Genomic DNA, 25724 nt, shown 5'->3' with positions numbered 1-25724 from the left:
CAACCAGGGACCGCAACACCGGGTGCATGCCCCAAGGCTGCCCCGCGCGCCCCCACCCCCTCAACGCGCCGCCCGCCACCTGTGGACACCGGCCGCCCTTGTGGACGACCACCCGCCCCGCACGGAACTCTGCTATGGAGCCCCATGATCAGATTGCGATTTGTTGCACTCTCCCCGGCGTGTCGTCTGCATTTCGGCAACTTGATCATGGGTTGGCTGGGCGTAACGGGTCGGGGGCGGGGTATGCGCGGTCGGTGCGGGTGGTGGTGGTCGGTGCGGGGTTCTCGGGGCTCGCCGCGGCGGCGGCGTTGTGCCGGGATGGGGTGCGGGTGCTGGTGCTGGAGGCCCGGGATCGGGTCGGGGGGCGGGTGGCGACCCGGCGGCTGGACGACGGCACGGCGCTGGACCTGGGCGCGCAGTGGATCGGCCCGACCCAGGAACGGATGGCCGCCCTGGTGGCCGAGCACGGGCTGACCACGTTCCCGTCGGCCGCGCAGGGCCGGCCGGTGGTGTGCTGGGACGGGCGGTTGCGGGAGACACCGCCGGAGTCGGTCCGGCAGACGGTCAACCTGCTGGACGACCTCTGCGCCGGGGTGGACCCGGCGGCTCCGTGGCGGGCGGCGCGGGCGGACGAGTGGGACCGGCTCACCCTCGGCGGCTGGTTGAGCACCGCCGCACCCGATCCGGTGACCGCCCGGTACGTGGGTCGGCTGATCGCCGGCGGGTTGCTGGCGGTGGACCCGGACGAGGTGTCGCTGTTGCAGGTGCTGTTCTATCTGCGCAGCGGCGGCGGGAGCGGGTTGCTGCTGGGGATGGCCGGGGGTGCCCAGCAGGATCGACTGGTGGGTGGGCCGGCCCTGCTGGCGGAGCGGATGGCGGCGGCGCTGCCGTCGGGGACGGTACGGTCCACGGAACCGGTGCGGGCGGTCCACCAGGACGGTCACGGGGTGGTGGCGTACACCGACGAGGGGGCGTACCGGGCGGAGGCTGCGGTGGTGGCGGTGGCCCCGGCGCTGGCGGGCCGGATCGCGTACTCACCGGCGCTGCCGGCCCTGCGCGACGCGTTGACCCAGCGGATGCCGATGGGGTCGGCGTTGAAGCTGCACGCGGTCTACCCGACGCCGTTCTGGCGGGCCGACGGGTGTTCCGGGGTGACCACGTCGACCGACGGGCCGCTGACCGAGACGGTCGACAACTCGACGCCGGGTTCGACGCGTGGGGTGCTGACCGCGTTCAGCTACGGCCGGCAGGCCCGGGAGCTGCGCCGGCTGTCGCCGGGCCGGCGACGGGCGGCGGTGCTGGCCGCGCTGGTGGAGCTGGTCGGTCCGGCCGCCGCCGGGCCCGACGACCTCGTCGAGTACGACTGGTCGGCCGACGAGTGGACCCGGGGCTGCTTCTGCGGGGCGCTGACCCCCGGTTCGTGGCGGGACCACGGTCCCGAGCTGCGCCGGCCGGTGGGGCGGGTGCACTGGGCGGGCACCGAGACGGCGACCCGGTGGGCCGGTTACCTGGAGGGCGCGGTGCTGGCCGGCGAGCGGGCGGCGGCCGAGGTCCTGGCCGGTCCCGGCACCTGACGCACCCACCCACCTCCCGACCGTCGGAGGCACCGCCGACAGCACCACGTGCAGCAATCGATAATCTTGATTCTATCTATTGAAAACTATCTCCGGCCGTGACCTAATACCTGACAGTTCCTTTCGTTGCTCCCGCCGTAACCACGCGGTATCCCCCAGGGAGGAAAGATGAACCGTCTCCGTACGCTCACGGGCACGCTGCTGACGACCGCCACCATGGTCGCCGCCACCCTCGGCGTCGTCACCCCGGCCACCGCCGCCCCGGCCGGCCTGCCCGGCATGGACGTCTCCAGCTACCAGGGCAACGTCAACTGGTCCGCCGCCTGGAACAACGGCGCCCGGTTCGCCTACGTGAAGGCCACCGAGGGCACGTACTACACCAACCCGTACTTCGCCCAGCAGTACAACGGCTCGTACACCGTCGGGATGATCCGGGGTTCGTACCACTTCGCCCGGCCGGACACCACGACCGGCGCGACCCAGGCCAACTACTTCGTCGACCACGGCGGCGGCTGGTCGAAGGACGGCCGGACGCTGCCCGGCGCGCTCGACATCGAGTACAACCCCTACGGCGCGACCTGCTACGGGCTGAGCCAGAGCGCGATGCGCAGCTGGATCGCCTCGTTCGTCAACCAGTACTACGCTCGCACCGGGCGCTGGGCGACGATCTACACCACCACCGACTGGTGGACCACCTGCACCGGCAACTACAGCGGCTTCGCCGCCACCAACCCGCTCTGGCTCGCCCGGTACGCCGGCACGGTGGGCACGCTGCCGGCCGGCTGGGCCACCTACTCCTTCTGGCAGTGGGCGTCGTCGGGCACCTTCCCGGGCGACCAGAACGTCTGGAACGGCACCCTCGACCGGCTCCGGGTGCTGGCCTGCAACGGCCCCTGCTGACCGCGACCGGAGCACCGCAGCCGCCCGGCCGGCCCGGTGACGACCCCGGCCACCCCGGAGTCGTCACCCCGGTCGACCCCCGGCACCTCCCCCACCCCTGAGGAGCCCGCCATGTCCGTACCCGTGTCCCGGCGCAGCGTGCTGCGCGGCGCGGTCCTGCTCGGCACCGCCGGGGCGCTCGCGCCGACCCCGTTCGGCGGATCCGCCGCAGGCGCCGCCGCGGTGGGCCACCCCACCGTCGACCCGGCCCCGACCACCGGCGGCACGCCGGCCGGCGGCAGCGCCCTGACCACCGGTGGCACGTCGGCCGGCGGCCGGGTCGCCCTCGGCCGCGTCGACCAGCCGGTGATCGCCAACTGCGCCACCTGGGGAGCCCGACCGCCGTCGTCGCCGGTGAGCGTGGTCCCGAGCCGACCCAACAAGATCATCGTGCACCACACCGCGTTCCCGAACTCGACCGACTACAGCCTGGCCCACGCGTACGCCAACTCGCGGGAGATCCAGGACCTGCACATGGACGGCAACGGCTGGCTGGACTCCGGGCAGCACTTCACCAACAGCCGGGGCGGCCAGCTCACCGAGGGTCGGCACGGCAGCCTGTACGCGCTGCTGCACGGCCAGACGATGGTGCAGGGCGCCCACTGCGTGGGGCAGAACAGCCAGGCCATCGGCATCGAGAACGACGGGATCTACGTCGACGTGCAGCCGCCGCAGGCGCTCTGGGACAGCCTGGTGGTGTTCTGCGCGTTCACCTGCCAGCAGTACGCCATCCCGGCGAGCCAGATCTACGGCCACAAGGACTTCGCCAGCACCCAGTGCCCGGGGCTGCTGCACGACCGGTTGCCCGAGCTGCGCTCCGCCGTCGCCGCTCGACTGGGTTGATTGCTTATATAAGTGATGCCTGATACAAAGGGGACCGTGCACGCCTTCGACGTCCTCGGCGACCCGGTACGTCGGCGCATCCTCGAACTGCTCGCGCAGGGCGAGCGGAGCGCCGGTGGGGTCTGTGCGGTGATCCAGGAGGAGTTCGGGATCACCCAGCCCGCCGTCTCGCAGCACCTCAAGGTGCTGCGGGACAACGGGTTCGCCACGGTCCGCCCGCAGGGCGCCCGCCGGCTCTACGCGGTCGATCCCGCCCCGCTGCGGGAGGTCGACAGGTGGTTGGAGGGGTTCCGCCGGTTCTGGACACCGGCCCTGGACGCCCTGGCCACCGAGATCGCCCGGGGTCGGCGCGAACGGCGGGCGCACACCACGACGGACGATCCGACCGAGCACCGGAGCACCTCATGATCGAGACCAGCCAGCAGATCAGCGCCGTACGACGCACCGTGGGCAGTCGCACGCTCGAAGCGGGCGAGGCGCGGGTGCTGACCATCAGCCAGACGTACCCGACGACGCTGGACGACCTCTGGGACGCCTGCACCAACGCCGAGCGCATCCCGCGCTGGTTCCTGCCGATCTCGGGCGACCTGCGGTTGCACGGCCGCTACCAGTTCGAGGGCAACGCCGGTGGCGTGGTGCAGCGCTGCGACCCGCCGAAGAGCTTCGCCGCCACCTGGGAGATGGGCGACGAGATCAGCTGGATCGAGGTCCACCTCACCCCGGAGGGCGACGAGCGGACCCGGTTCACCCTGGAACACGTCGCCCACGTCGACGACGTCCGGTGGACCGAGTACGGCCCCGGCGCGGTCGGCGTCGGCTGGGACTCCGGCCTGCTCGGCCTCGCCAGCCACCTCGACGCCGACGGTGGGGGGATCACCCCCGAGCAGGCCGCCGAATGGATCGGCTCGCAGGACGGGCGGCGCTTCATGACGCTCAGCGGCGAGGCGTGGGCCGAGGCCGACATCGCCGGCGGCACCGACCCGCAGGCCGCCCGGGCCGCCGCCGCCCGCACCATCGCCGCGTACACCGGCGCGCCGCCGGCCTGACGGTACGGGTCGCGCCGGGTCGGCCGGCCCGACGCAAACCCGGGTGCGTGCTGTCGGTGCCGGCGGTCAGACTGGGCGGCATGTCGATGCGCCGCGCCGAAGACGTCCTCGCCCTGCACCGCGCCGGGCAGCGGGTGCGCTACCTCTGCTTCTGGGGGCACCAGCCGCAGCGGGACGGCACGGTCGGCCACGGCTGCCTGAGCCAGTGGTGGCCGGCGTCGTTCACCGTCGACGGGCGGCGCTTCCCCACCGCCGAGCACTGGATGATGTGGCGCAAGGCGCTGCTGTTCGACGACGCCGAGGCCGGGGAGCGGGTGCTCGCCGCCGGCCACCCGCAGCAGGCCAAGGCGGTCGGCCGCCAGGTCCGCAGGTTCGACCAGGCGGTGTGGGAGGCCGAGCGGTACGCCGTCGTGCTGGCCGGCAGCCTGGCCAAGTTCGGCCAGCACGCCGACCTGCGGGCGTACCTGCTGGGCACCGGGGACCGGGTGCTGGTGGAGGCGAGCCCGGTCGACCGGGTGTGGGGGGTCGGGCTGGCCCCCGACGACCCGCGCGCCGGGGACCCGGCCCGCTGGCGTGGGCTCAACCTGCTCGGGTTCGCCCTGATGGAAGCCCGGGAGATCCTGCGCGACGACCGGCCGACCGACCCCGGGCCGACGGCGGACCTGCCCTGAGCCGGGTGGCCCGGGGGCGGTAACGTGCGGCGGCATGACCGTCCTGCCGTACGCGCACTGCCACTACTGCGGGACGGCCTACCCGCCGGACGCCGGCTGGCCCCGGTTCTGCGCGGCCTGCGGCCAGACGGTGTGGCGCAACCCGACCCCGGTCGCGGTGGCGCTGCTGCCGGTGCGGACCGACGCCGGGCTCGGCCTGGTGGTGGTACGCCGGGACATCGAGCCGGCCCGGGGCCAGCTCGCCCTGCCCGGCGGTTTCGTCGAGTACGGCGAGGAGTGGTCCGAGGCGCTGGTCCGGGAGCTGCGTGAGGAGACCGGGCTGGTCGACGAGGCGCAGCGGGCCCGGCTGTTCGCGGTGCACGGCGCCCCGCACGGCGGCACCATGATGGTCTTCGGGGTGCTGCCGGAGCGGCCGGCCGCGCAGCTCCCCCCGTCGACGCCGACCGAGGAGGCCACCGAGTGGCTGGTCCTCACCGAGCCGGTCGAGCTGGCCTTCTCGACCCACACCCGGGTGCTGGCCGACTTCCTGGCCAGCACCTGAGGCGGAGCGCCCCTGCTGGTGGCGGGACCGCCCGCATCCTGACGGGACGGGTCAGCCGCGGGTGTTCCAGACCAGGGGCGCTGCGCGGATCCACGCGTCGTCCTCGATCGTCCGGACGAGGAACCGGGCGAGGTCGGCGCGGTTGATCCGCGCGCCGGGCTTCTCGGTGCCGGCCTCGGCGGCCCGTACGTGGCCACCGGCGGGCTTGTCGGTCAGGGTCACGGCGCGGGCCAGGGTCCAGTCGATGCCGGACGCGGCACGGACGACCCGGTCGACACCGGTGTGGTCCTCGAAGCCCGTCCTGATGTTCGACAGCCTGATGAACGCCCTGACCAGCGGGTTGAGCCGCGCCCAGTCGTCGCCCGCGCCCTGGGTGGAGGTCAGCACGATCCGGCGGATGCCCTGCTCACCCATGACGGTGAGGGTGTGGCGGGCGGCGGTGGTCATGAACATCGGCGGGCTGACCGGCCTGGCCCACGGGTTGTCGGAGGCGCGGGCGTTGTTCAGCACGCTGATCACCCCCTCGACGCCTTCGGCGGCCCGGCGGATGTCGTCGATGGTCGCCGGGGTGCCCCGGATCAGCTCGACGCCGGCCGGTGCCTGCACCCGGTCGGGGTCGCGGACGAGCGCGCGGACGTGGTGGCCGCGCTGAGCCGCGTACGCCAGCACGTGAGCGCCGGTACGGCCGCTGCCGCCGAGGACCAGGAGGTTCTTGCTCATGGTGATCAGATGCCTTTCGCTCGGTTCCGGGGTGGGTCAGGCGGCCGGCCGACCGGTCAGGGCAGAGCCCGCGCGGCGGGGCAGCCGGGATCAGGCGCGCTGGGGGACGGCACAGCCGTCCGGTCCGCAGACCGGGTCGTCGCCGGCGTGGCCGGTGCGGGGGTGGCTGTCGTTCCAGACCGTGCGCAGCAGCTCAAGAAGGGTGTCGCTGTCCTGGGCGCCGGGCACGCCGTAGCGGTCGTCGACGACGATGAACGGCGCGCCGGTCGCCCCCAGGCGCTGGGCGCGGGCCGCGTCGTCGCGGACCTGCCGGCGGTAGCGGCGGTCGGTGAGCACCTGGCGGGTCTGCTCACGGTCCAGGCCGAGTTCGTCGGCCAGCCCCAGCAGGTCGTCGGAGGAGAAGACCGGCTCGGCCCGGCCGAAGTACGCGGTGAAGATCGCGTCCCAGGCCGCGCGGTTCCTGCCCTGGGCGCTGGCGTGGGCGAGGAACTCGTGCGCCAGGTCGGTGTTGCCCACCGTGTTGTCCAGCACCTGGTACGGGGTCAGCCCCTCGCTCGCGGCGAGCTTCTCGATCCGCCGGGTCGAGGTCTCGGCCTGGCTGCCGTCGACACCGTGCCGGCGGAGCAGGGCCTCGCGGACGGGGAAGGTGGTCCCCTCGGGGAAGCTGCTGCTGAGCGGGAACGAGTGGTGGACCACTTCCACCTCGTCCGCGTGCTCGAACCGCTCGATGGCCCTGGTCACCCGGTGGTTCCCGAGGCCGCACCAGGGGCAGGTCACTTCGGACCAGATTTCCACTTTCATCACGTACCTCCTTTTCTTATGAGTTGTGCGTAGCGCAACGGTAGGCCAGCATGGGAGGCGATACAAAAGGCACATCGGTGTGCGTGCCGGAGAGGAATGTGCGTCATGGAGTCGGCCGACGGAACAGCGGCGACGGCGAGGGCGGCGGCGGTCGGGCCGTGCGCGGCCATCCCTGCCGAGCACATGGACTTCATCCGCCAGACCCTCGACCGCGTCGGCGACAAGTGGAGCCTGCTGATCATCGCGGTCCTGGAGTCCGGACCGCTGCGCTACACCGACCTGCAACGGCAGGTCCCCGGCATTTCGCAGCGCATGCTCAGCCTCACCCTTCGCCAGCTCGGGCAGGACGGCCTGATCACCCGCACCGCCTACGCCGAGGTCCCGCCGCGCGTCGAGTACGCCCTCGCCCCGCTGGGCCGCGGCCTGCACGAGATCGTCACCTCGCTGATCGGCTGGGCCGCCGACCACCACGACGAGATCCGCGCCAACCGCGAGCGCGCCGCAATGACCGGGGCCTGACCGCCACGCGAGCGGAGCGCCCCCTCCTCGCCGGCCGGCACCGACCCGACGCGCCCGGCCGGTCGGGGTCGTCGGGTCAGCCGCGGGCCGGTTGGGGGGCGAACGGGACGCTCGGCGTCGGGACGGTGGCCTGGTCACCGGCGGGGTGTCGCCACAGGCCCCGGGCCCGCAGGATCGGCAGCACCCCCTCGCCGAACCAGTACGCCTCCTCCAGGTGCGGGTGGCCGGAGAGGATGAACTCGTCGATGCCGAGCGCGTGGTACTCGGCGATCCGGTCGGCGACCTCGGTGTGGCTGCCCACCAGGGCGGTGCCGGCCCCGCCCCGGACCAACCCCACCCCGGCCCAGAGGTTCGGGGCGACCTGCAGCCCGTCGCGGCTGCCGCCGTGCAGGGCCAGCATCCGGCGCTGCCCCTCGGACTCGCTGCGCCGCAGCCCCTCCTGGGCGGCCCGGATGTCGGCCTCGTCGATGCCGTCGAGCAGCCGGCCGGCCTGCGCCCAGGCCGCCTCGGCGGTGTCCCGGGCGATGACGTGCAGCCGGATACCGAAGCGCGGCGACCGGCCGGCGTCGGCCGCCAGGGCACGGATGTGGTCAAGCTTGCCGGCCACCTGGGCGGGCGGCTCACCCCAGGTCAGGTAGACGTCGCTGTGCCGGGCGGCGACCGGGCCGGCGGCGGCGGACGAGCCACCGAAGTAGACCGGGGGCACCGGGTCGGGCAGCCGGGCCAGCCGGGCGCCCTCGACGCGCAGGTGTTCCCCGACGTGCTCGACGGTCTCCCCCCGCCACAGTGACCGCACGACGTGCAGGAACTCGTCGGTGCGGGCGTACCGGGCGTCCTTGTCGAGGAAGTCGCCGTAGGCGCGTTGCTCGGCGGACTCCCCGCCGGTGACCACGTTGAGCAGCAGCCGGCCGCCGGACAGGCGCTGGAAGGTGGCGGCCATCTGGGCGGCGAGGGTGGGTGAGAGCAGCCCGGGGCGGAACGCGACCAGGAACTTCAGCCGTTCGGTGACCTCGGCCAGCATCGCGGTGGCCAGCCAGGCGTCCTCGCACCACGCCCCGGTCGGGGTGAGCGCGCCGACGAAGCCGAGCTGCTCGGCGCTGCGGGCGATCTGCCCGAGGTAGGCGACGGTGGCGGGACGGGCCCCACCGGCGGTGCCGACCGCGACGCCGTGGCCGCCGCCGACGATGTCGCGGCTGTCGCCGTAGGTGGGCAGGAACCAGTGGAAGGTCAGCGACATCGGGGGGTCCTCCTGAGGGATGGGACGACGACCACGACAGGCTACCCATAAATCCTATCGGCTTGGTAGGTTACTGCGCGCCGCCGACCTGCGGCGTCGCGAGCCCACCGTCCACTTCCGAGGAGCCGACATGCCCACCCCGCCGAGGAGCCTCCGCCGGCTGGCCACCGCCCTGTTCACCGCCCTGTCCCTGGCCGCCGTCGGCGGGGTCACCGGCTGCGCCGAAGACGCCGCCGACGCGCAGACCGGCAAGGGCCCGCTGCGCATCGGCTACCAACGCTTCGGCGGGCTGAGCCTGGTCAAGGCCCGCAACGCCGCACCCGACGCGCAGTGGTCGCTGTTCGAGAGCGGGCCGGCCCTGACCGAGGCGCTCAAGGCCGGCGCCATCGACATCGGACAGGTCGGCGAGGCGCCTCCGGTCTTCGCCGCCGCCGCGAAGATCCCCTTCTCTGTAATCGGCACCTCGGCCCCGATCCCGCAGGGCGAGGCGGTGCTGGTCAAGCAGAACAGCGGCCTGAAGACCTTCGCCGACCTGCGCGGCCGGACGGTGGCGCTGAACAAGGGCAGCAACGTGCACTGGCTGCTGGTCCGGCTACTGGCGGCGAACAACATGACGCTCAAGGACATCAACGTCAAGTACCTCAAGCCGGCCGAGGGACGGCCCGCGTTCGACAACGGCCAGGTCGACGCCTGGATCATCTGGGACCCGTACTTCGCCCTCGCCGAGCAGCCCGGGGTGACGGTGCTCGCCGACGCCACCGGCCTGGCCAGCAACCGCGAGTACGTGCTGGCCTCCCCCGAGGTGGTGCGGGACCGCACCGACGACGTCCGCGCCTTCCTCACCACGTACCGGAAGGTCACCGACTGGGGCATCGCCAACCCCGGCGAACGCGCCACGGTGCTCGCCCCCGAGCTGAAGATCCCGGTGGACGTCACCACCCGGGCGCTGGCCCGCAGCGCCCGCCCGCTGGCCCCGGTCACCCCCGCCGTCGGTGCGGAGCTCCAGGCCATCGCGGACGGCTTCACCACCCTCGAACTCGTCCCCGGCCCGGTCGACATCGCCGGTCGGGTGGACGACCGGTTCAGCGCGGTGTTCCAGTGAGCAGCACCGTGGTGGTCACCGCGCCACCGGCCGCCGTCCCGGCTCCACCCGACGCCGACCCGCGCCGTCGGGCCGGGCGGCGCTGGTGGCGACTGGTCAGCCCGGTCCTGCTCGTCGCCGGGTGGGAGGCCGCCGCCCGCGCCGGGCTGCTCGCCCCGGACAAGCTGCCCGCACCGAGCCGGGTGCTCACCACCGGCGTACGGCTGACCGGCGACGGAACCCTCGGCGTCCACCTGCTCGACTCGCTCACCCGGGCCGGCGTCGGGCTGCTGCTCGGCGGGGTGCTGGCGCTGGTGCTCGGTACCGCCGCCGGCCTGCTCCGGCTCGGTGACGACCTGGTCGACCCGCCGGTGCAGATGGCCCGGATGCTGCCCCACCTGGGGCTCGTCCCACTACTGATCATCTGGGTGGGGATCGGCGAGTCGTTGAAGATCACCCTGGTCGCGCTCGGGGTGTTCTTCCCGATCTACTTCAACACCTACGCCGGCATCCGGGACATCGACGAGCGGCTCGTCGAGGCGGCCCGCACCTGCGGCCTGGGACCGGCCGCGCGGCTGCGGCACGTGGTGCTGCCCGGGGCGTTGCCGTCGCTGTTCCTCGGGCTGCGGCTGGCAATCGGGGCGGCCTGGCTCAGCCTCGTCGTCGGCGAGCAGGTCAACGCCCAGACCGGCGTCGGTTTCCTGATGATGGAGGCCCGGGAGTTCAGCCAGACCGACGTGGTGGTGCTCGGTCTGGTCATCTACGCGCTGCTCGGGCTGCTGTCCGACCTCGCCCTGCGGATGCTGGAGAGGAGGACCCTGACATGGCGACGCGGACTACGGGCGACCTGACCGGCCCGACGCACGGGACCGGCGACGCGGCGGACCGGGCGGGCGACGCGGCGGTGCTCACCGCCCACGGGGTGCGGCGGGCCTTCGACGGCCGGCCGGTGCTCGCCGGGGTCGACCTGGCCATCGCCGCCGGTGAGGTGGTGGCGCTGCTCGGCGGCAGCGGCTCCGGCAAGAGCACCCTGCTGCGGATCCTCGCCGGCCTCGACGCCGACGCCACCGGCGGGACCCGGGTGCGGGGCACCGCCGCCGTGGTCTTCCAGGAACACCGGCTGCTGCCCTGGAAGCGGGTCGGCGACAACGTCGCGCTGGGGCTGACCGGCCCCGACGTGCGGGCCCGGGTGGACCGGGCGCTGACCGAGGTGGGGCTGGCCGACCGCCGCCGGGCCTGGCCTGCCGAACTCTCCGGCGGTCAGGCGCAACGGGTCGCGGTGGCCCGCGCGCTCGTCCGCGAGCCGGACGTGCTGCTGCTCGACGAGCCGTTCGGGGCGCTCGACGCGCTGACCCGGCTGCGGATGCAGTCCCTGCTGCGGCGGCTGCGCGCCGAGCACGGCTTCGCCGCCCTGCTGGTCACCCACGACGTCGAGGAGGCGCTGCTGCTCGCCGACCGCATCCTGCTGCTCGACGGGGGCGTCATCGCCGAGGAGATCGTCGTCGACCTCGGTCCCGTCGGGCACGCCGCCGACCGCCCCGCCCGCTCCCCCGAGCAGCCCGCCTTCGGCGCGTTGCGTCGCCGGCTGCTCGACCGCCTCGGCGTACCCGCCGTCTGACCCCGGGAGACCCCGATGACCCGCTGGACACCCGACCCGAGCTTCTACCCCTCCCCCCGCGAGGCGGCCACCGCGCCCGTCGAGAAGCTGGCCTACGTCGCCGCGTTCGACCGTACGGCGCAGCGGCCCGACGCGATCGTCGTGCTCGACACCGACCCGGATTCCACCGACTACGGCCGGGTGGTCGGCTGGACCGACCTGCCGCACACCGGCGACGAGCTGCACCACTTCGGCTGGAACGCGTGCAGCAGCGCGCTCTGCCCGACCGCCCCGCATCCGCACGTCGAGCGGCGCTACCTGATCGTGCCGGGGCTGCGGTCGTCGCGCATCCACGTGTTCGACACCCGGCCCGACCCGCGCGCCCCGCAACTGGTGAAGGTGATCGGCGCGCAGGAGCTGGCCGAGAGGTCCGGCTACTCCCGCCCGCACACCGTGCACTGCGGCCCGGACGGCATCTACCTGTCGGCGCTCGGCGGCGTCGACGGTGCCGAGGGTCCGGGCGGCATCGCCGTACTCGACCACACCACCTTCGCCGTCCGGGGAGCCTGGGAGGCCGACCGGGGCCCGCAGTTCCTGGCGTACGACGTGTGGTGGCACCTCACCCAGGACGTGCTGGTCACCAGCGAGTGGGGCACCCCGTCGATGATCGAGGACGGCATCGTCGGCGAGCTGCTGCTGGGACGGAAGTACGGGCACGCGATCCACTTCTGGGACCTCGCCAAGCGCCGGCACGTGCAGCGGGTCGACCTCGGCGACCAGTACCAGATGCCGCTCGAACTGCGCCCCGCGCACGACCCGACCCGGTCGTACGGCTTCGTGGGGGTGGTGATCAGTGTCGAGGACCTGTCGGCGTCGGTCTGGTTGTGGCACCGCGACGGCGACGGCGCGGACGCCGGGTGGGCGGTGACCCGGGTGATCGACATCCCCGCCGAGCCGGCCGATCCGGCCGACCTGCCGGACCTGCTCAAGCCGTTCGGCGCGGTCCCCCCGCTGGTCACCGACATCGACCTGTCGGTGGACGACCGGTTCCTCTACGTCTCCTGCTGGGGCACCGGGGAGCTGCGCCGGTACGACGTCAGCGACCCGTTCCACCCGGTGCTGGTCGGCTCGGTGCGCCTCGGCGGCATCGTGGCCCGCACCGCCCACCCGGCCGCGCCGGACGAGCCCCTGGCCGGTGGCCCGCAGATGGTGGAGGTCAGCCGGGACGGCCGCCGGGTCTACGTCAGCAACTCGCTCTACGGCTCCTGGGACGACCAGTTCTATCCCGACGGGGTGGGCGCCTGGCTGGCCAAGCTGGACGTCGACCCGGAGCGCGGCGGGCTCACCCCGGACGTGCGGTTCTTCCCGCACGGCGAGCAGTTCCGGGGGCTGCGGGTGCACCAGACCCGGTTGCAGGGCGGCGACGCCAGCTCCGACTCGTACTGCTTCCCGTGACCGGGCGGACCCTGCTGGCGGTGGCGGCGCTCGGCGCGTTCCACGGGTTGAACCCGGCGATGGGGTGCCTCTTCGCGGTCGCCCGGGGGTTGCAGGAGCGTCGCCGGGCGGCGCTGCTGGCCGCGCTGCCCCCGGTCGCGGCGGGTCACCTGGCCTCGGTGGCGGTGGTCGCCGCACTGGTCTCCGCCACCCGCTCGGTCACCGCCAGCACCGCGCTGACGGTGACCGGCGGGACGGTGCTGGTCGGGTTCGGGCTGTGGCGGTTGTTGTCCCGGCGGCACTTCCGCTGGGCCGGGATGCGGCTGTCGTCGGCGCAGGTGGCCGGCTGGTCGTTCCTGATGTCGTCGGCGCACGGTGCCGGGTTGATGCTGCTGCCGGTGCTGCTGGCCGACCCGCCGGCCGGCGGGCACGCCGGGCACCTGGCGGCGGCGCCGGCCGGAGCGCTGAGCGGACTGGCCGCCGCCGGGGCGCACACCGTGGCGATGCTGGCCGTCGCGTCGACCATCGCGCTGCTGGTGTACGAGGTGCTGGGGGTCGGGGTGCTGCGCCGGGCCTGGTTCAACGTGGACCGGTTGTGGGCGGGGGTGCTGGTCGCGGCGGGGGTGGTGACGCTGGCCGCGGCGATCTGACCGAATGGCCCCGGCCCCGGTCGGCCAGTGGCCCTGCCCGGCGGACAACTCCTACTGATTCAATAGGAGTTACCGTCGCCGAGCCGAAGGAGCCCCGGTGTCCACCGTTGCGTCGTACGACGAGGCCGACCACGACGCCCGCCGGGCCCGGCAGTGGCTGGCCGGCCAGGCCCGCGCCGACGGGGTGTCCCGCGCCGACCTGGTCGCGCTGGGCACGGCGATGAGCGCGCTCGCCGCCACCGCCGACGCACGGGAGCCGGTCGCGCCCGCCGCCGGGCCGGTCGGGGCGGACCCGGGCATCGTCAAGCCGCTCGACCCCGCGCTGCTCACGCCCCGCGACGGCAACGCCGAGATGCGCTGGGAGGCGATGGCCGGCCGGGGGTACGTGGTGCCGAACGACAGGTTCTTCGTCCGCAACCACACCCACACCCCTCGCATCGACGCCGACACCTGGCGACTACGGCTGTACGGCGACGGCCTGCGTGCCGCCCCGACCCGCCACGCCCCGGTCGAGTTCGACTACGCCGCCCTGCGCGCGCTGCCCGCCGTCGAGCTGCCCGCCCTGGTGGAGTGCGCCGGCAACGGGCGGCACTTCTTCGCCAGCCAGCAGGACACCCCGGCCTCCGGGGTGCAGTGGCGGCTCGGGGGCGTCGGGGTGGCCCGCTGGCGCGGGGTGCCACTGGCCACCGTGCTACGGCACGCCGGGTTGACCGCCGACGCGGTGGACGTCATGCCGGAGGGCCTGGACCCGCCGTACGTCACCGGGGGTGTCGGCCTCGGCCGGGTACGCCGTCCGCTGCCGATCGGCAAGGCCCTCGACGACGTGCTGCTCGCGTACGAGATGAACGGGGCGCCGCTGCCGGCGGACCACGGCTTCCCGGTCCGGGTGGTGGTGCCCGGCTGGATCGGGATCTCCTCGATCAAGTGGGTCGGCGCGATCGAGGTCTCCACCACCCCGCTGTTCTCCCCGTGGAACACCAGCCTCTACCGGATGTTCGGTCCCGGCCAGCCGGCCGACGGCGGGCCGGCCGGCACCCAGTCGGTCAAGAGCGCGTTCGAGCTGCCCTGGGACGCCCGGCTGGCGGCCGGCGTCGAGACCACGCTGACCGGCCGGTCCTGGTCCGGGGCCGGTCCGATCGACCGCGTCGAGGTCGACACGGGCGAGGGGTGGCGACCGGCCACCCTGGTCGGGGCGGACCGGGGTGGACCCTGGCAGCGGTGGTCGACGCGGTGGTGTCCGCCGACCGCCGGCCGGTGGACGCTGCGGGCCCGCGCGGTGGACGTGACCGGCCGCGGTCAGCCCGACCGGGCCCTGGGCAACGACCTCGGTTACCTCTTCGACGGGGTGGTCCGGCATCCGGTGACGGCGGTCTGACCCGCCCGCCGTCCATCCGCACCGCCACCCGGCGGGACCGCCGACCGCAGGACTGCCCGGCATCCGCCGGGCGGCGGGTGTCCGGCGTCGACGGGCGGCGGGCCACCCCCGCCACGTGGATCGGGTCGGCCGTCCGGGTGCGACGGGCGGCCGGACCGCCCCGGCGCGACGGTCGCCGCCGCCGCGCCGGGGTGGGGTCGGTGTCCGGTCAGGCGCGGGCGCAGGTCGCCGTGCCGGTGGGACCGCTGCCGGTGCCCTGGAAGCCGAACTCGGTGCCGGCACCCGCACCGACGGCGCTGTTGTAGCTGACGCTGCGGAAGCTGACGGCACCGGCTGTGCCGGTGCTCTGCGCGCTCCACACGGCGGTGACGGTGGCATCCGACGGCAGGGTCAGGTTGACCACCCACCCGTCGAGCCCGGCCGGGCCTGCGGTGACCTTGACAGTGGCCACGAAGCCGCCGGACCAGGAGTTCAACGACACCGACGTGGCGCAGTCACCGTCACCGGGCGGCGGGGTGGTGGTCGGAGGCGGGGTCGTCGTCGGAGGCGGGGTCGTCGTCGGAGGCGGGGTCGTCGTCGGAGGCGGGGTCGTCGTCGGCGGCGGCGTGGTGGGCGGCGGCGTGGTCGGCGGGACGGTGGTGCCGCCCGCGTTGAGCGCGTCCAGCGTGGAGGCGTACGCCGGCTTCCTGGTGCCGTTGCCGTCGAAGAGCAGCGGCGTGGCGCTGGACCGCCACGAGTCGGTGTCCCGGATGCCGGAGACGGTGATGCCGGTGCAGCGGGAGATCGCCAGGCAGGCGCGGACCACGCGGGAGTAGCTGTCGGCCTGGGAGCTGCCGGAGCCCTCGATGTCCAGCTCGGTGATCTGCACCTCGACGCCGAGGTCGACGAAACGCTGGAGGTTGGCCTGGTAATCCGCCGGCACCGGTGACTGGGCGGTGAAGTGGGACTGGAAGCCGACGCAGTCGATCGGCACGCCCCGGGCCCTGAAGTCCCGGACCATGGCGTACACGCCGTTGCTCTTCGGGTTCTGCCCGTCGGTGTTGTAGTCGTTGTAGCAGAGCTTCGCGCCCGGGTCGGCGGCCCGGGCGGCCCGGAACGCCGCCTCGATCCAGTCGTCACCGGTGCGCTGCAGGTTGGAGTCACGACGCCCACCGCTGCCACCGTCGGCGAACGCCTCGTTCACCACGTTCCACGCGTCGATCCTGCCCCGGTAGTGGGTGGCGACCTGGGTGACGTGGTTGAGCATGGCGTTGCGCAGGGCGGTGCCGGACAGGACGGCCGTCCAGCGCGGTTGCTGCTGGTGCCAGGCCAGCGCGTGACCGCGGACCCGCATCCCGTAGGCCTCGGCGTGGCTGACCAGCTTGTCGCCACTGGCGTAGGTGAACTGGTTCGGGCTGGGCTCGGTGGCGTCCCACTTCATCTCGTTCTCGGCGGTGACCGAGGTGAACTCGCGGTTCAGGATGCCGACGTAGACGGAGTCGGAGAGCCTGTTCACCGCCACCGCGGTGCCGAAGTAGCGGCCCGTCTCGGCGGCGGCGGCACCGAGGGTGGTGCCGGCGCTGGCGCTGGCGGCGAGGACGACGGTGGTACCGACGGCGACCAGGCCGGTGGCGATCGAGGCCAGGGCGGCACGCAGCCGCGGTGGTGTGGTCCGACGCCCGCTGCTGCGGGCGGACACCTGGTTCATGGCAGAAGCCTTTCAAGACGGTGGGATGCACCGTCCCGACCTTCGCCCGAGTGCGGTGGCCGACCGGGGAGGCGGTGTGGTCGCCCGGAGGCCACACCCGCCCACGTCGTCGCTCAGCCGCCACCGCCGAGGTCGAGGGGTTGCCAGGGTGACGCTATCGAAACATCCTTAAGACTTCAACGAGCATCGATGTCTTGGCGGTGTCGTCGGCGCAGCCGCCGCTACTCGGTGGCGGCGAGGTAGCCGCTCGCCTGCAACTCGAACAGCTCCCGGTAGGGCCCGTCGGCGGCCATCAACGTGTCGTGGTCGCCCTGCTGCACCAGCCGACCACGGTCCATCACGAAGATCTGGTCGGCGTGCCGGACGTTGGCCAGCCGGTGGGTGATCAGCACGACCGTCCGGTCGGGCCGCCGCCGCAACTGCTCGAAGAGCGCGTGTTCGGCACGGGCGTCGAGGGCGGCCGACGGCTCGTCGCAGATCAGCAGCCGGGCGTCCCGGTAGAGGCCCCGCGCGGCCACCAGCCGCTGCCACTGCCCGCCGGACAGGTCGTGGCCGTTCTTGAACTCCCGCGCCAGCAGGGTGTCGTAGCCGAACGGCAACCCGGCGATCATGTCGTGCGCGGCGGCCGACCGGGCGGCGTCCTCGACGGTGGGCCCGGTCATGTCCGGGGCGCGGTCGTACCGGCCGATGCGGATGTTCTGCGCGGCGGTGAACGGGAACTTCCACCACTCCTGGGTCATCACCGCCACCTGGGCGGCGGTCGACGCCGGGTCCAGCTCGGCGACGTCGACGCCGTCCCACCGGATCGCCCCGCCGGTGGGCCGGTAGAGACCGGCGATCAGCTTGGCCAGGGTGGTCTTGCCGGAGCCGTTCTCCCCGACCAGCGCGACCACCTCGCCCCGCCGGACGGTGAGACTCACCTCGTCGACGGCCGGGGCGTCGGTGTCCGGGTAGCGCAGGCTCACCCGGTCCAGCTCGATGCTGTCGAACCCGGTGGCGGGCCGCCCCGGCGCGGTGCCGCTGCGCCCCTCGGCGCGGTCGAGGAAGTCCCGGTAGTCCTGGTAGTAGAGGGCGTCCTCGTAGAGGTTGTTGGTGGCGAAGACGGCGAGGGCGAGGCTGCTGCGGGCCGACTGGAGGGCGAGCAGCGCGGTCGCCGCCGCGGCCAGCGCGACCAGGCCGGCGAGCAGCAGCCCACCGAGCACGGCGTAGACCGCGAAGACGGCGACCCCGCCGACGGACATCCCGACGGCCCGGGTCCGGCTCTGCGCGCGGGCCAACCGCAGCAGCGCGGCCGTCTCGGCGCTCATCATCCGGCGGAACTCGGTGAGCAGGAAGTCGCGCATCTGGTAGGCCCGCACCTCGGCGGCGGTGTGCCGGTTGGCCATCAGGTTGGCCAGCATCCACATCCGGCGACGCCTGTTGATCCGGGCCAGCATGTCCAGGTACTGCCGCCGGGCCATCCGGACCGCGGTGACCGCCTCGGGCACCGCGGCGAGCAGCAGGCACGGCAGCAGCAACGGCTGGATGACGGTCACCGCGGCGGCGGTGGCGAGCACGCCCACCACCCCGGTGATCAGGTTGACCGTGTGGTCGACGATGGACGCCGCCTCGGCCGCGCCCCGGGTACGGACCCGGTCCATCTCCTCGGCGAAGCCGGCGTCGTCGAAGGCGGCCAGCTCGACCGCCGTGGTGGTCTCGAACAGCCGCAGCTCCACCGCGTAGGTGATCTGCGGGATCAGCCGGGCCTGCGCCCAGCCGGCGGTGACGGTCAGGGTGCCCTTGGCGGCCACCGCCGCCGCGGCCAGCACCAGCGCGGGCAGCGCGGCCCGGACCCGGTCCGGCGTCGGGCCGGCGGCGAACAACTCGCGCAGCACCCCGGTGGTGGCGAGCAGGCCGAGGGTGGTCATCACCCCGGCGGCCAGGTTCAGCCCGATCGCGGCGAGGGTGTCGCGCCGGCTGGTGGCCCAGGCCAACGCGACGGCCTCGCGCACCAGCCGGGGCAGCCGGCGGGCCACCGCGCGGAAGCTGGTGTGCGCGAACGTGGTGGCGTGGTGCATCCAGGCGCCGTCGGCCAGCTCCGGCAGATCGAGCCCGGCGTCGGCGGCGTCGGGATCGGCGGGCTCGTCCGCGCCGACCGCACGGCGGGGACCGGTCACCGTCGCCATGGTTCCTCCCGGGCCGAAGGGGCGGGGCACGGGCGAGCCTACTGTCAGCGACGACGGGCTGTCTCGCCGTGGCGGCGTGTCGTACACCTGTCGCATTGGCGTGTCGCGGGGCGCGCCGCGCCGCCCGCCGCGCCGGGTCGCGTCGCGTGGCCGCGCCCCGGGTGGCAGGCTGGGACGCGAACCGTCGGCGGCACCACGCGCCGACGACCGTCGTGAAGGAGAAGATCGACCCGATGGCTGCGAGTGTGACCACCACCGACGAATGGCAGGCGCTGCGCAAGCACGCCGAGACGATGCGCGGCCCCCACCTGCGGGAGCTGTTCGCGGCCGACCGGCAACGGGGTGAGCGGCTCACCGGCGAGGTCGCCGACCTGCACGTCGACTACAGCAAGAACCTCGTCACCGACGAGACGCTCGGGCTGCTCACCGCGCTGGCCGGGCGGGTCGGGCTGACCGACCGGATCGCCGCCATGTTCGCCGGGGAACACATCAACTCGACCGAGGACCGGGCCGTGCTGCACACCGCGCTGCGGCTGCCGCGCGACGCCGCGCTGACCGTGGACGGTCAGGACGTGGTCGCCGACGTGCACCGGGTGCTGGACCGGATGGCCGCGTTCAGCGAACGGGTCCGCTCCGGGCAGTGGCGCGGGCACACCGGCGAGCGGATCAGCACGGTGGTCAACATCGGCATCGGCGGTTCCGACCTCGGCCCCGTGATGGCGTACGAGGCACTCAAGGCGTACCGGGACGCGGGGATCGACTGCCGGTTCGTCTCCAACATCGACCCGACCGACATCCACGACAAGACCCACGACCTCGACCCGGCGAGCACCCTGTTCGTGGTGGTGTCGAAGACCTTCTCGACGCAGGAGACGTTGGCCAACGCCGAGCAGGCCAAGACCTGGCTGCTGTCGGGCCTGGACGCCGACGACGACGCGGCGATCGCGAAGCACTTCGTGGCGGTGAGCACCAACGCGGGCCGGGTGGCCGACTTCGGCATCGACCCGGAGAACATGTTCGGCTTCTGGGACTGGGTGGGTGGCCGCTACTCGCTGCCGTCGGCGGTCGGACTGTCGGTGATGCTGGCGGTCGGGCCGGACCGGTTCCGCGAGCTGCTGGCCGGCTACCACGCCGTCGACGAGCACTTCCGCACCACGCCGGTGGAGCGGAACCTACCGGCGCTGCTCGGGCTGATCAACGTGTGGTACGTCGACTTCCTCGGCGCGCAGACCCACGCCGTGCTGCCGTACTCGCAGTACCTGCACCGGTTCCCGGCGTACCTGCAGCAGCTCACCATGGAGAGCAACGGCAAGTCGGTGACCCTCGACGGCACGCCCGTCGACCACCCGACCGGGGAGATCTTCTGGGGCGAGCCGGGCACCAACGGTCAGCACGCCTTCTACCAGCTCATCCACCAGGGCACCGTGCTGATCCCGGCGGACTTCATCGCGTTCAGCCAGCCCAACCACGACCTGGGCGAGATGCACGACCTGTTCATGTCGAACTTCTTCGCGCAGACCGCCGCGCTGGCCTTCGGCCGGACGAAGGAGCAGGTCGAGGCGGAGGGCACGCCCGCCGAGGTGGTGCCGCACCGGGTGATGCCGGGCAACCACCCGACCACCTCGATCATCGCGCCGAAGCTCACCCCGTCGACGCTGGGCCAGCTCATCGCGCTCTACGAGCACATCGTGTTCACCTGCGGCGCGGTCTGGGACATCAACCCGTTCGACCAGTGGGGGGTGGAGCTGGGCAAGGTGATGGCCAACCAGCTCGCCCCGAAGCTGACCGGTGACGCGCCGGACCTGGCCGACGTGGACTCCTCCACGGCGGCGCTGATCCGCCGCTACCGCCGGGAGCGCGGCCGGGCCTGAGGTCCGGACGGCCGCTGCCGGGCATCCGGCGGGGGTCATCGGTGAGGTACGTCGGGACGGCGGCCGGGTCACCCGACCCGGCCGCCGATTCTTTCGACCTGACTGGTCCAACCAGTTGACGAGTTGACCGGTACGCCGCCAGACTGCTGCCGTGACCTTCGTGCCGGTGCCCCGCAGCTCCGTCTCCGACCACGTCTTCGGCCAGCTCCGTGACGCCATCGTCAGCGGGCGGCACTCCCCGGGTGACCCGCTGCCCGGGGAACGCGAACTCGCCGCCGCGTTCGCGGTCAACCGGCACGCCGTACGGGAGGCGTTGCGCCGGCTCCAGCAGCTCGGTCTGCTCCGGGTCAGCCAGGGTGGCGTCACCCGGGTGCTGGACTGGCGGGTGCACGCCGGCCTCGACCTGGCCCTGTCCCTCGCCCAGTCCGGCGACGTGCTGCCGGTGGAGAACCTGGTCCGGGACATGCTGGAGATGCGCGCCTGCGTCGGGGTCGACGCGGCCCGGTGCTGCGCGGTGCGGGCCACCGGGGCGGTACGCCGGCTCGTGGTCGACACCGTGGAGGGGTTCGCCGCGCTCGCCCCCGACCTGTCCGCGATGGCCGAGGCGAACATCGCGCTGTGGCGGCACATCGTCACCGGCAGCGGCAACACCGCCTACCTGCTCTCCTTCAACAGCCTGGTGGCCGGGGCACTGGCCGTCGGCGAGGTGCCGCCGGCCCGACGCGCGGCCGAACTGCTGGACGTCGCCGGGCACCGCCGGCTGGCCGCCGCGATCGCCGACGGCCGGGGCGACGACGCCGCCACCGAGGCACACACCCTGCTCACCGCCTCCCTCACCAGCCCGACCGGCTGACCGTCGGACATCTGCCACCGGTCGACCCGCACCACCCCACCCGCCGACCCGTCCCGGGCGTCCACCCCCGTCGCCCGTCCCCCGGAAGGGAACGTCGCGCATGATCCCCGCCGTGCTCTACGCCGTACCGGCATTCCTGCTGCTCATCGCCGTCGAGGCGTGGTCGTACCGGTTCGCGCCGGACGACGACGAACGCGGCTACGAGCTGCGGGACACCACCACCAGCCTCACCATGGGCGCCGGCAGCCAACTGATCGGCTTCCCGTGGAAACTGCTCACCGTCGGCCTGTACGTCGCGCTGTGGACCGTCGCGCCGGTGCAGCTCTCCCCCACCAGCGTCGGCACCTGGGTGCTGCTGTTCGTCGCCGACGACCTGGCGTACTACTGGTTCCACCGCACCCACCACGAGGTACGCCTGTTCTGGGCCAGCCACGTGGTGCACCACTCCAGCACCCACTTCAACCTCTCCACCGCGCTGCGGCAGAGCTGGACGCCGATGACCTCACTGCCGTTCTGGCTGCCGCTGGCGCTGCTCGGCATCCCACCCTGGATGATCTTCCTCCAGCAGTCGGTCAGCCTGCTGTACCAGTTCTTCCTGCACACCGAGCGGATCGACAGGCTGCCCCGACCGGTCGAGTGGGTCTTCAACACCCCGTCGCACCACCGGGTGCACCACGGCGCGAACCGCGAGTACCTGGACCGCAACTACGGCGGCATCCTGATCGTCTGGGACCGGCTCTTCGGCAGCTTCGCCCCGGAGGACACCGCCGTGCGGTACGGGCTGACGACGAACATCGGCACCTACAACCCGCTGCGGGTGGCCACCCACGAGTACGCCGCGATCTGGGCCGACGTGCGGCGGGCCGGTTCGTGGCGGCACCGGCTCGGGCACGTCCTCGGCCGTCCCGGCTGGCAGCCCGCCCGATGAGCGGCGCCCGCGCTACCCGGCGACCCGACCGGGGCCGGCCGGCGTCCGGTGTGGCCGGTCGGTGGTGGCTGGGGGCGTTCGGACTGGCCGCCGTCGTCGAGCTGACCGGGGTCGCCCTCGACGCGCCGGCCGTGCAGTGGGCGGCCAAGCCGCTGCTCGCCCCGCTGCTGCTCGGCTGGCTGCTCGCCGTACGCCGGCGGTGGGACCCGGTGGCGACCGGGCTGGTCTGCGCGGCCGCCGGTGACGTGGCGCTGCTGGTGCCCGGCAGCACCGCGTTCCTGCTCGGGATGGGGTGCTTCCTCGGCACCCAGCTGGCGTTCCTGACCGCGTTCCTGCGCCACCGGCGGCCACCCGCGCCGGCCGTGGCCGGCTACCTGGCACTGTGGGCGGCGGGCAACGCGCTGCTCTGGGGTCGGCTGGGTGACCTGCGGCTGCCGGTGCTCGGCTACAGCCTGGCGTTGACCCTGATGGCCGCCGCCGGCTGGGGGGTGTCCCGGCGGGTGGCCGCCGGTGGCGCGCTGTTCCTCCTGTCCGACCTGCTGATCGGGGTCGAGGCGACGGGCGTCCGGCTGCCCGGCCACGGGCTGTGGGTGATGACCACCTACCTCGCCGCCCTGCTCCTGATCACCACCGGCTGGGCGGGCCGCCGGGTCGGGCCGCCCCGCGCCGACCCGGCTCAGCCGAGGGCGGCGACCAGGGCCTCCGGAGCCATCGTGGACGGGCGGTCGCTGACCTGACCGTCGCCGATCTCCACCAGCCGCCACCGGCCGTCGGTGCGCCACGCCAGGTCGGCGGTGACGAAGGGCAGGTCGAGCGCCGTCACCACGGCGGCCAGCGGCCCGAGGTCCACCGGCACGTCGGGCAGTTCCGCCGGGGTGTCCGGGTGCGGGCCGGTGAGCACGCAGCGGCCGTCCACCCACCAGGTGCGGATCTCGACGCCGGCGAGGGGCTCGAAGCGGCGCAGCACGAAACCGCAGGCGAAGTCGTCGTCACGCAGTTCGCGCAGCCGGGTCGCGACCCGCCAGGCGGCGTCACCGTCGGCCAACTCCGGCACGAAACACGCCTCGTGCCAGTGGTGCTTGGCGGATTTGGTCCAGTCCCGCAGCACCGCCGGACCGCCGCCCAGCGCGGTACGGGCGCGGTCGAAGTCGGACCGGTCGACGCCGACCGTCCAGCAGGACTGCGGGGTGAGCGCCGCGGCCGTGGCGTACCACCCGGGCAGCTCGTGGGCGCGGCGGTACCGGTCGGGGTCGGTGCGCAGGGTGACCTGCCGGGCGCGCAGCGCCCCGGCGAAGCCCGCGTACCGGGCGGTGGAGAGCATCCAGCCCCGGTAGACCGCGTCGTCGGCCGCGGGCACCCCGGCGACCGCCCGGGTGACGTCCCGCCCCGACGCGAGGGCGTCGTGGTCGACGACGGCTACCGGGTGCCCGGCCGCCCGGGCGGCCTGCGCCTCCGGCGCGAAGTGCGGGTCCGGTCGACGGGGACGCAGCGGGTCGGCGGGGACGATCAACAGCATGCCCGCATCCTCCCCCGGCAGACCCGCCCGCACCCATCGTCTTTTCCCGCGAACGCGGCACACGGATTTACCCGGAATGGGGGCACGAACGGTCACGCTGTCGGACAGTTCCGCAGCGTGGCGGTGGTCATCCGCACCCGGGGCGGTTGGTTTCGCTTGCGCGCGGGGTGGAGACTCTTCTTCGGTACCGACAAAGGGGGAGACCGTGCCCGACACCGACCGCCCGCAGCGACATACCCGAGCCGCCGTTCCCGCCGGGGTCACCGATCCGCTCCTGTGGCGGATGGCCCTCGATGTGATCGACGCGCACCATCCCGACCAGGCCGGGCGTTGCGACAACCTGCTCTGCGAACACCAGGAGTGGCCCTGCGACGCCGCGCGCAACGCCCACCGGGCGCTGACCATGGCCGGCGACGTGACGACCGGCGTCATCGACGACCGACGCACCGTACGGGAGCAGCCCGGCCGGCCCGCGCGGCGCACGCGTACCGTCGAGGCGGCCTGACCCGTCGATCGCCGTCCCCCTCGCCCCCGGCGGCTGGCGCACCGGGCCGGTGAGGGGGACGCGACCTGTCTTCTTCCTGTCTCGCCCCCGGACCGCGCCGGCGGGCTGCCGAAGACCTGACCCGGCAGTCAGCCGAGGCGCTTGGCGGAGCGGATCGCGGTGGCCAGGTTCTCCAGCAGCGGGGCCGCGCCCGCGTACGAGAAGCGGGGCACCGCGTCCCACGGGGTGACCTGGTTGGCCTTGACGGCCGGGAGCTGCGCCCAGGTGGGCTTGGCCGCGAGGTCCTTGGGCTGCAACGCGGTGGAGCGGTTGTCCAGCAGGATCAGATCGGCCGGGAACTTGCCGGCGTTCTCCCAGCTCAGCGCCTCGAAGTAGTCGCCGGCCTCCAGCTTGGTCGGCACCACGATGTCCACACCCAGCTCGGCGAAGTACATCAGGTCGGTGCTGACCTTCGGGTTGGAGACGTAGAACAGGTCGGGGCTGCCCGAGGAGGCCATCACCCGGATGCCCGGGTTGGCCTTGACCGCCGCCCGCACCTGCTCGGCGGCGGCCTCGAAGCGGGTCTTGGCCGTGGTGACCTTCGCGGCGGACAGGTCCGCGCCGAGGGAGCGGGCCAGTTCGGCGTAGCGTTCGATCGGGCGGGTCATCGGGGTGCGCGCGGTGGCGATCGCCACGCTGGGCGCGAGCTTGAGGATCTTGTCGCGGCTCTCGTCCGGGACGTACCAGAGGGCGTCGGGGTCGTACATGTGGGTGACCAGCAGTTCGGGGCGCAGCGCGGCGTACTTCTCCACGTTGAACTCGCCCCAGACGTTGCCCAGCACGGTGACCTTGTCGACGTCGAGGTCACCGGCCTGCGGCTCGCGGGAGCCGTCGGTGCGGGTGGTCTCGCCGAACACCCCGACGAGCGCGGAGTCGAGTCCGAAGTCGACGAGCGCGGCGGCCACCCCGGTGAAGGCGACCACTCGGGTCGGCGCGGTGGCCGCCTCGACCTTGCGCTGGCGGTCGTCGGTGAAACTCCACGGACCGGCCGGGGCGTTCCCGGCGGGCTCGGCCGGGTCGTCGCCACCGCCGCAGGCGGCGAGGAGGGCGGTCAGGGCCGCGCCGCCACCGGCGGCGAGCAGCCCTCGGCGGGAGAGGCGGGGTGAGGACGAGGAAGGCAACATACGACGTC

26 protein-coding genes are annotated in these 25724 nt (G+C 73.6%); 19 read left to right on the top strand and 7 right to left on the bottom strand.

What is annotated here, in order from left to right:
• Nucleotides 1-26: 26 nt before the first annotated feature.
• From ACN265_RS12100 to ACN265_RS12070, 7 genes are all read left to right on the top strand, one after another.
• The gene (locus ACN265_RS12100) at nt 27-1574 is read left to right on the top strand and encodes an FAD-dependent oxidoreductase (protein WP_421407474.1); all 1548 of its coding nucleotides are present in this window, start codon (nt 27-29) and stop codon (nt 1572-1574) included.
• A gap of 168 nt (nt 1575-1742) precedes the next feature.
• Nucleotides 1743-2474 carry a lysozyme gene (locus tag ACN265_RS12095; protein ID WP_204922995.1) on the top strand — a complete coding sequence of 244 codons (732 nt, stop codon included), beginning with the start codon at nt 1743-1745 and terminating at the stop codon, nt 2472-2474.
• A gap of 111 nt (nt 2475-2585) precedes the next feature.
• Nucleotides 2586-3356, top strand: a complete 771-nt coding sequence (locus ACN265_RS12090; protein WP_421407470.1) for a peptidoglycan recognition family protein — start codon at nt 2586-2588, stop codon at nt 3354-3356.
• A gap of 36 nt (nt 3357-3392) precedes the next feature.
• Nucleotides 3393-3764: an ArsR/SmtB family transcription factor gene (locus ACN265_RS12085; RefSeq protein WP_204922997.1), complete on the top strand. Its 372-nt coding sequence runs from the start codon at nt 3393-3395 to the stop codon at nt 3762-3764.
• Nucleotides 3761-4402 carry an SRPBCC family protein gene (locus ACN265_RS12080; RefSeq protein ID WP_421407467.1) on the top strand — a complete coding sequence of 214 codons (642 nt, stop codon included), beginning with the start codon at nt 3761-3763 and terminating at the stop codon, nt 4400-4402. The genes ACN265_RS12085 and ACN265_RS12080 overlap by 4 nt, the downstream gene beginning before the upstream one ends.
• 80 nt (nt 4403-4482) lie before the next feature.
• Nucleotides 4483-5073, top strand: a complete 591-nt coding sequence (locus ACN265_RS12075) for an NADAR family protein (RefSeq protein WP_421407465.1) — start codon at nt 4483-4485, stop codon at nt 5071-5073.
• Between the two features lie 34 nt (nt 5074-5107).
• Nucleotides 5108-5614: an NUDIX domain-containing protein gene (locus ACN265_RS12070; protein ID WP_420117184.1), complete on the top strand. Its 507-nt coding sequence runs from the start codon at nt 5108-5110 to the stop codon at nt 5612-5614.
• 51 nt (nt 5615-5665) lie between these two features.
• Here the strand turns inward: ACN265_RS12070 and ACN265_RS12065 are convergent, their stop codons facing one another.
• Nucleotides 5666-6334 (bottom strand): NAD(P)-dependent oxidoreductase, encoded by a 669-nt coding sequence (locus ACN265_RS12065; RefSeq protein ID WP_421407462.1) that lies wholly within the window; start codon nt 6332-6334, stop codon nt 5666-5668.
• Between the two features lie 90 nt (nt 6335-6424).
• Nucleotides 6425-7135 (bottom strand): DsbA family oxidoreductase, encoded by a 711-nt coding sequence (locus tag ACN265_RS12060; protein ID WP_421407459.1) that lies wholly within the window; start codon nt 7133-7135, stop codon nt 6425-6427.
• Between the two features lie 105 nt (nt 7136-7240).
• On the opposite strand from ACN265_RS12060, the gene ACN265_RS12055 reads away from it, so the two are divergent.
• Entirely contained in the window at nt 7241-7654 is a 414-nt protein-coding gene (locus ACN265_RS12055; protein WP_421407456.1) for a winged helix-turn-helix transcriptional regulator, read from the top strand.
• Nucleotides 7655-7730: 76 nt separating this feature from the next.
• Here ACN265_RS12055 and ACN265_RS12050 read toward each other — a convergent pair whose 3' ends face one another.
• Nucleotides 7731-8891 carry an LLM class flavin-dependent oxidoreductase gene (locus tag ACN265_RS12050; protein WP_420117188.1) on the bottom strand — a complete coding sequence of 387 codons (1161 nt, stop codon included), beginning with the start codon at nt 8889-8891 and terminating at the stop codon, nt 7731-7733.
• Nucleotides 8892-9021: 130 nt separating this feature from the next.
• Here ACN265_RS12050 and ACN265_RS12045 point away from each other — a divergent pair, with 130 nt between their 5' ends.
• From ACN265_RS12045 to ACN265_RS12020, 6 genes are all read left to right on the top strand, one after another.
• A complete protein-coding gene (locus ACN265_RS12045; protein ID WP_421407454.1) occupies nt 9022-9993 on the top strand; it encodes an aliphatic sulfonate ABC transporter substrate-binding protein in 972 nt (323 codons plus the stop codon).
• A complete protein-coding gene (locus ACN265_RS12040; protein ID WP_421407453.1) occupies nt 9990-10823 on the top strand; it encodes an ABC transporter permease in 834 nt (277 codons plus the stop codon). The genes ACN265_RS12045 and ACN265_RS12040 overlap by 4 nt, the downstream gene beginning before the upstream one ends.
• Nucleotides 10796-11590: an ABC transporter ATP-binding protein gene (locus ACN265_RS12035; RefSeq protein ID WP_421407451.1), complete on the top strand. Its 795-nt coding sequence runs from the start codon at nt 10796-10798 to the stop codon at nt 11588-11590. Before ACN265_RS12040 ends, ACN265_RS12035 begins: the two co-directional genes overlap by 28 nt.
• Nucleotides 11591-11605: 15 nt before the next feature.
• On the top strand, nt 11606-13024 hold the full coding sequence (locus ACN265_RS12030) for a selenium-binding family protein (protein WP_421407450.1): 1419 nt from the start codon (nt 11606-11608) through the stop codon (nt 13022-13024).
• Entirely contained in the window at nt 13021-13653 is a 633-nt protein-coding gene (locus ACN265_RS12025) for a hypothetical protein (protein ID WP_421407449.1), read from the top strand. The genes ACN265_RS12030 and ACN265_RS12025 overlap by 4 nt, the downstream gene beginning before the upstream one ends.
• Nucleotides 13654-13750: 97 nt before the next feature.
• Nucleotides 13751-15028: a sulfite oxidase gene (locus ACN265_RS12020; protein WP_421407447.1), complete on the top strand. Its 1278-nt coding sequence runs from the start codon at nt 13751-13753 to the stop codon at nt 15026-15028.
• Between the two features lie 208 nt (nt 15029-15236).
• On the opposite strand, the gene ACN265_RS12015 is transcribed toward ACN265_RS12020, so the two are convergent.
• On the bottom strand, nt 15237-16715 hold the full coding sequence (locus tag ACN265_RS12015; protein WP_421407444.1) for an endo-1,4-beta-xylanase: 1479 nt from the start codon (nt 16713-16715) through the stop codon (nt 15237-15239).
• Nucleotides 16716-16936: 221 nt separating this feature from the next.
• Nucleotides 16937-18880: an ABC transporter ATP-binding protein gene (locus ACN265_RS12010; RefSeq protein ID WP_421407442.1), complete on the bottom strand. Its 1944-nt coding sequence runs from the start codon at nt 18878-18880 to the stop codon at nt 16937-16939.
• 233 nt (nt 18881-19113) lie between these two features.
• Here ACN265_RS12010 and pgi point away from each other — a divergent pair, with 233 nt between their 5' ends.
• The 4 genes from pgi (at nt 19114) to ACN265_RS11990 (ending at nt 23269) form a co-directional block, all read left to right on the top strand.
• Complete coding sequence (gene pgi, locus ACN265_RS12005) at nt 19114-20751, top strand: glucose-6-phosphate isomerase (RefSeq protein ID WP_421407440.1); 1638 nt, start codon at nt 19114-19116, stop codon at nt 20749-20751.
• Nucleotides 20752-20902: 151 nt separating this feature from the next.
• On the top strand, nt 20903-21604 hold the full coding sequence (locus ACN265_RS12000; RefSeq protein WP_421407438.1) for a FadR/GntR family transcriptional regulator: 702 nt from the start codon (nt 20903-20905) through the stop codon (nt 21602-21604).
• A gap of 100 nt (nt 21605-21704) precedes the next feature.
• Nucleotides 21705-22532 carry a sterol desaturase family protein gene (locus ACN265_RS11995; protein WP_204923012.1) on the top strand — a complete coding sequence of 276 codons (828 nt, stop codon included), beginning with the start codon at nt 21705-21707 and terminating at the stop codon, nt 22530-22532.
• The gene (locus ACN265_RS11990; RefSeq protein WP_420117200.1) at nt 22529-23269 is read left to right on the top strand and encodes a lysoplasmalogenase; all 741 of its coding nucleotides are present in this window, start codon (nt 22529-22531) and stop codon (nt 23267-23269) included. The genes ACN265_RS11995 and ACN265_RS11990 overlap by 4 nt, the downstream gene beginning before the upstream one ends.
• Here the strand turns inward: ACN265_RS11990 and ACN265_RS11985 are convergent.
• The gene (locus ACN265_RS11985) at nt 23209-24048 is read right to left on the bottom strand and encodes an ATP-grasp domain-containing protein (protein ID WP_421407436.1); all 840 of its coding nucleotides are present in this window, start codon (nt 24046-24048) and stop codon (nt 23209-23211) included. The two genes, ACN265_RS11990 and ACN265_RS11985, sit on opposite strands and share 61 nt — an antisense overlap.
• 205 nt (nt 24049-24253) lie before the next feature.
• Here ACN265_RS11985 and ACN265_RS11980 point away from each other — a divergent pair, with 205 nt between their 5' ends.
• Nucleotides 24254-24553: a hypothetical protein gene (locus tag ACN265_RS11980; RefSeq protein ID WP_420117202.1), complete on the top strand. Its 300-nt coding sequence runs from the start codon at nt 24254-24256 to the stop codon at nt 24551-24553.
• A 128-nt stretch (nt 24554-24681) separates the two neighbouring features.
• Here the strand turns inward: ACN265_RS11980 and ACN265_RS11975 are convergent, their stop codons facing one another.
• Complete coding sequence (locus ACN265_RS11975; RefSeq protein ID WP_421407434.1) at nt 24682-25716, bottom strand: ABC transporter substrate-binding protein; 1035 nt, start codon at nt 25714-25716, stop codon at nt 24682-24684.
• Nucleotides 25717-25724 lie beyond the last annotated feature (8 nt).

The sequence above is a fragment of the Micromonospora sp. WMMD730 genome (assembly GCF_049178955.1).
Lineage (GTDB): Bacteria > Actinomycetota > Actinomycetes > Mycobacteriales > Micromonosporaceae > Micromonospora > Micromonospora wenchangensis.
This window is presented reverse-complemented; position numbering and strand designations above follow the sequence as displayed.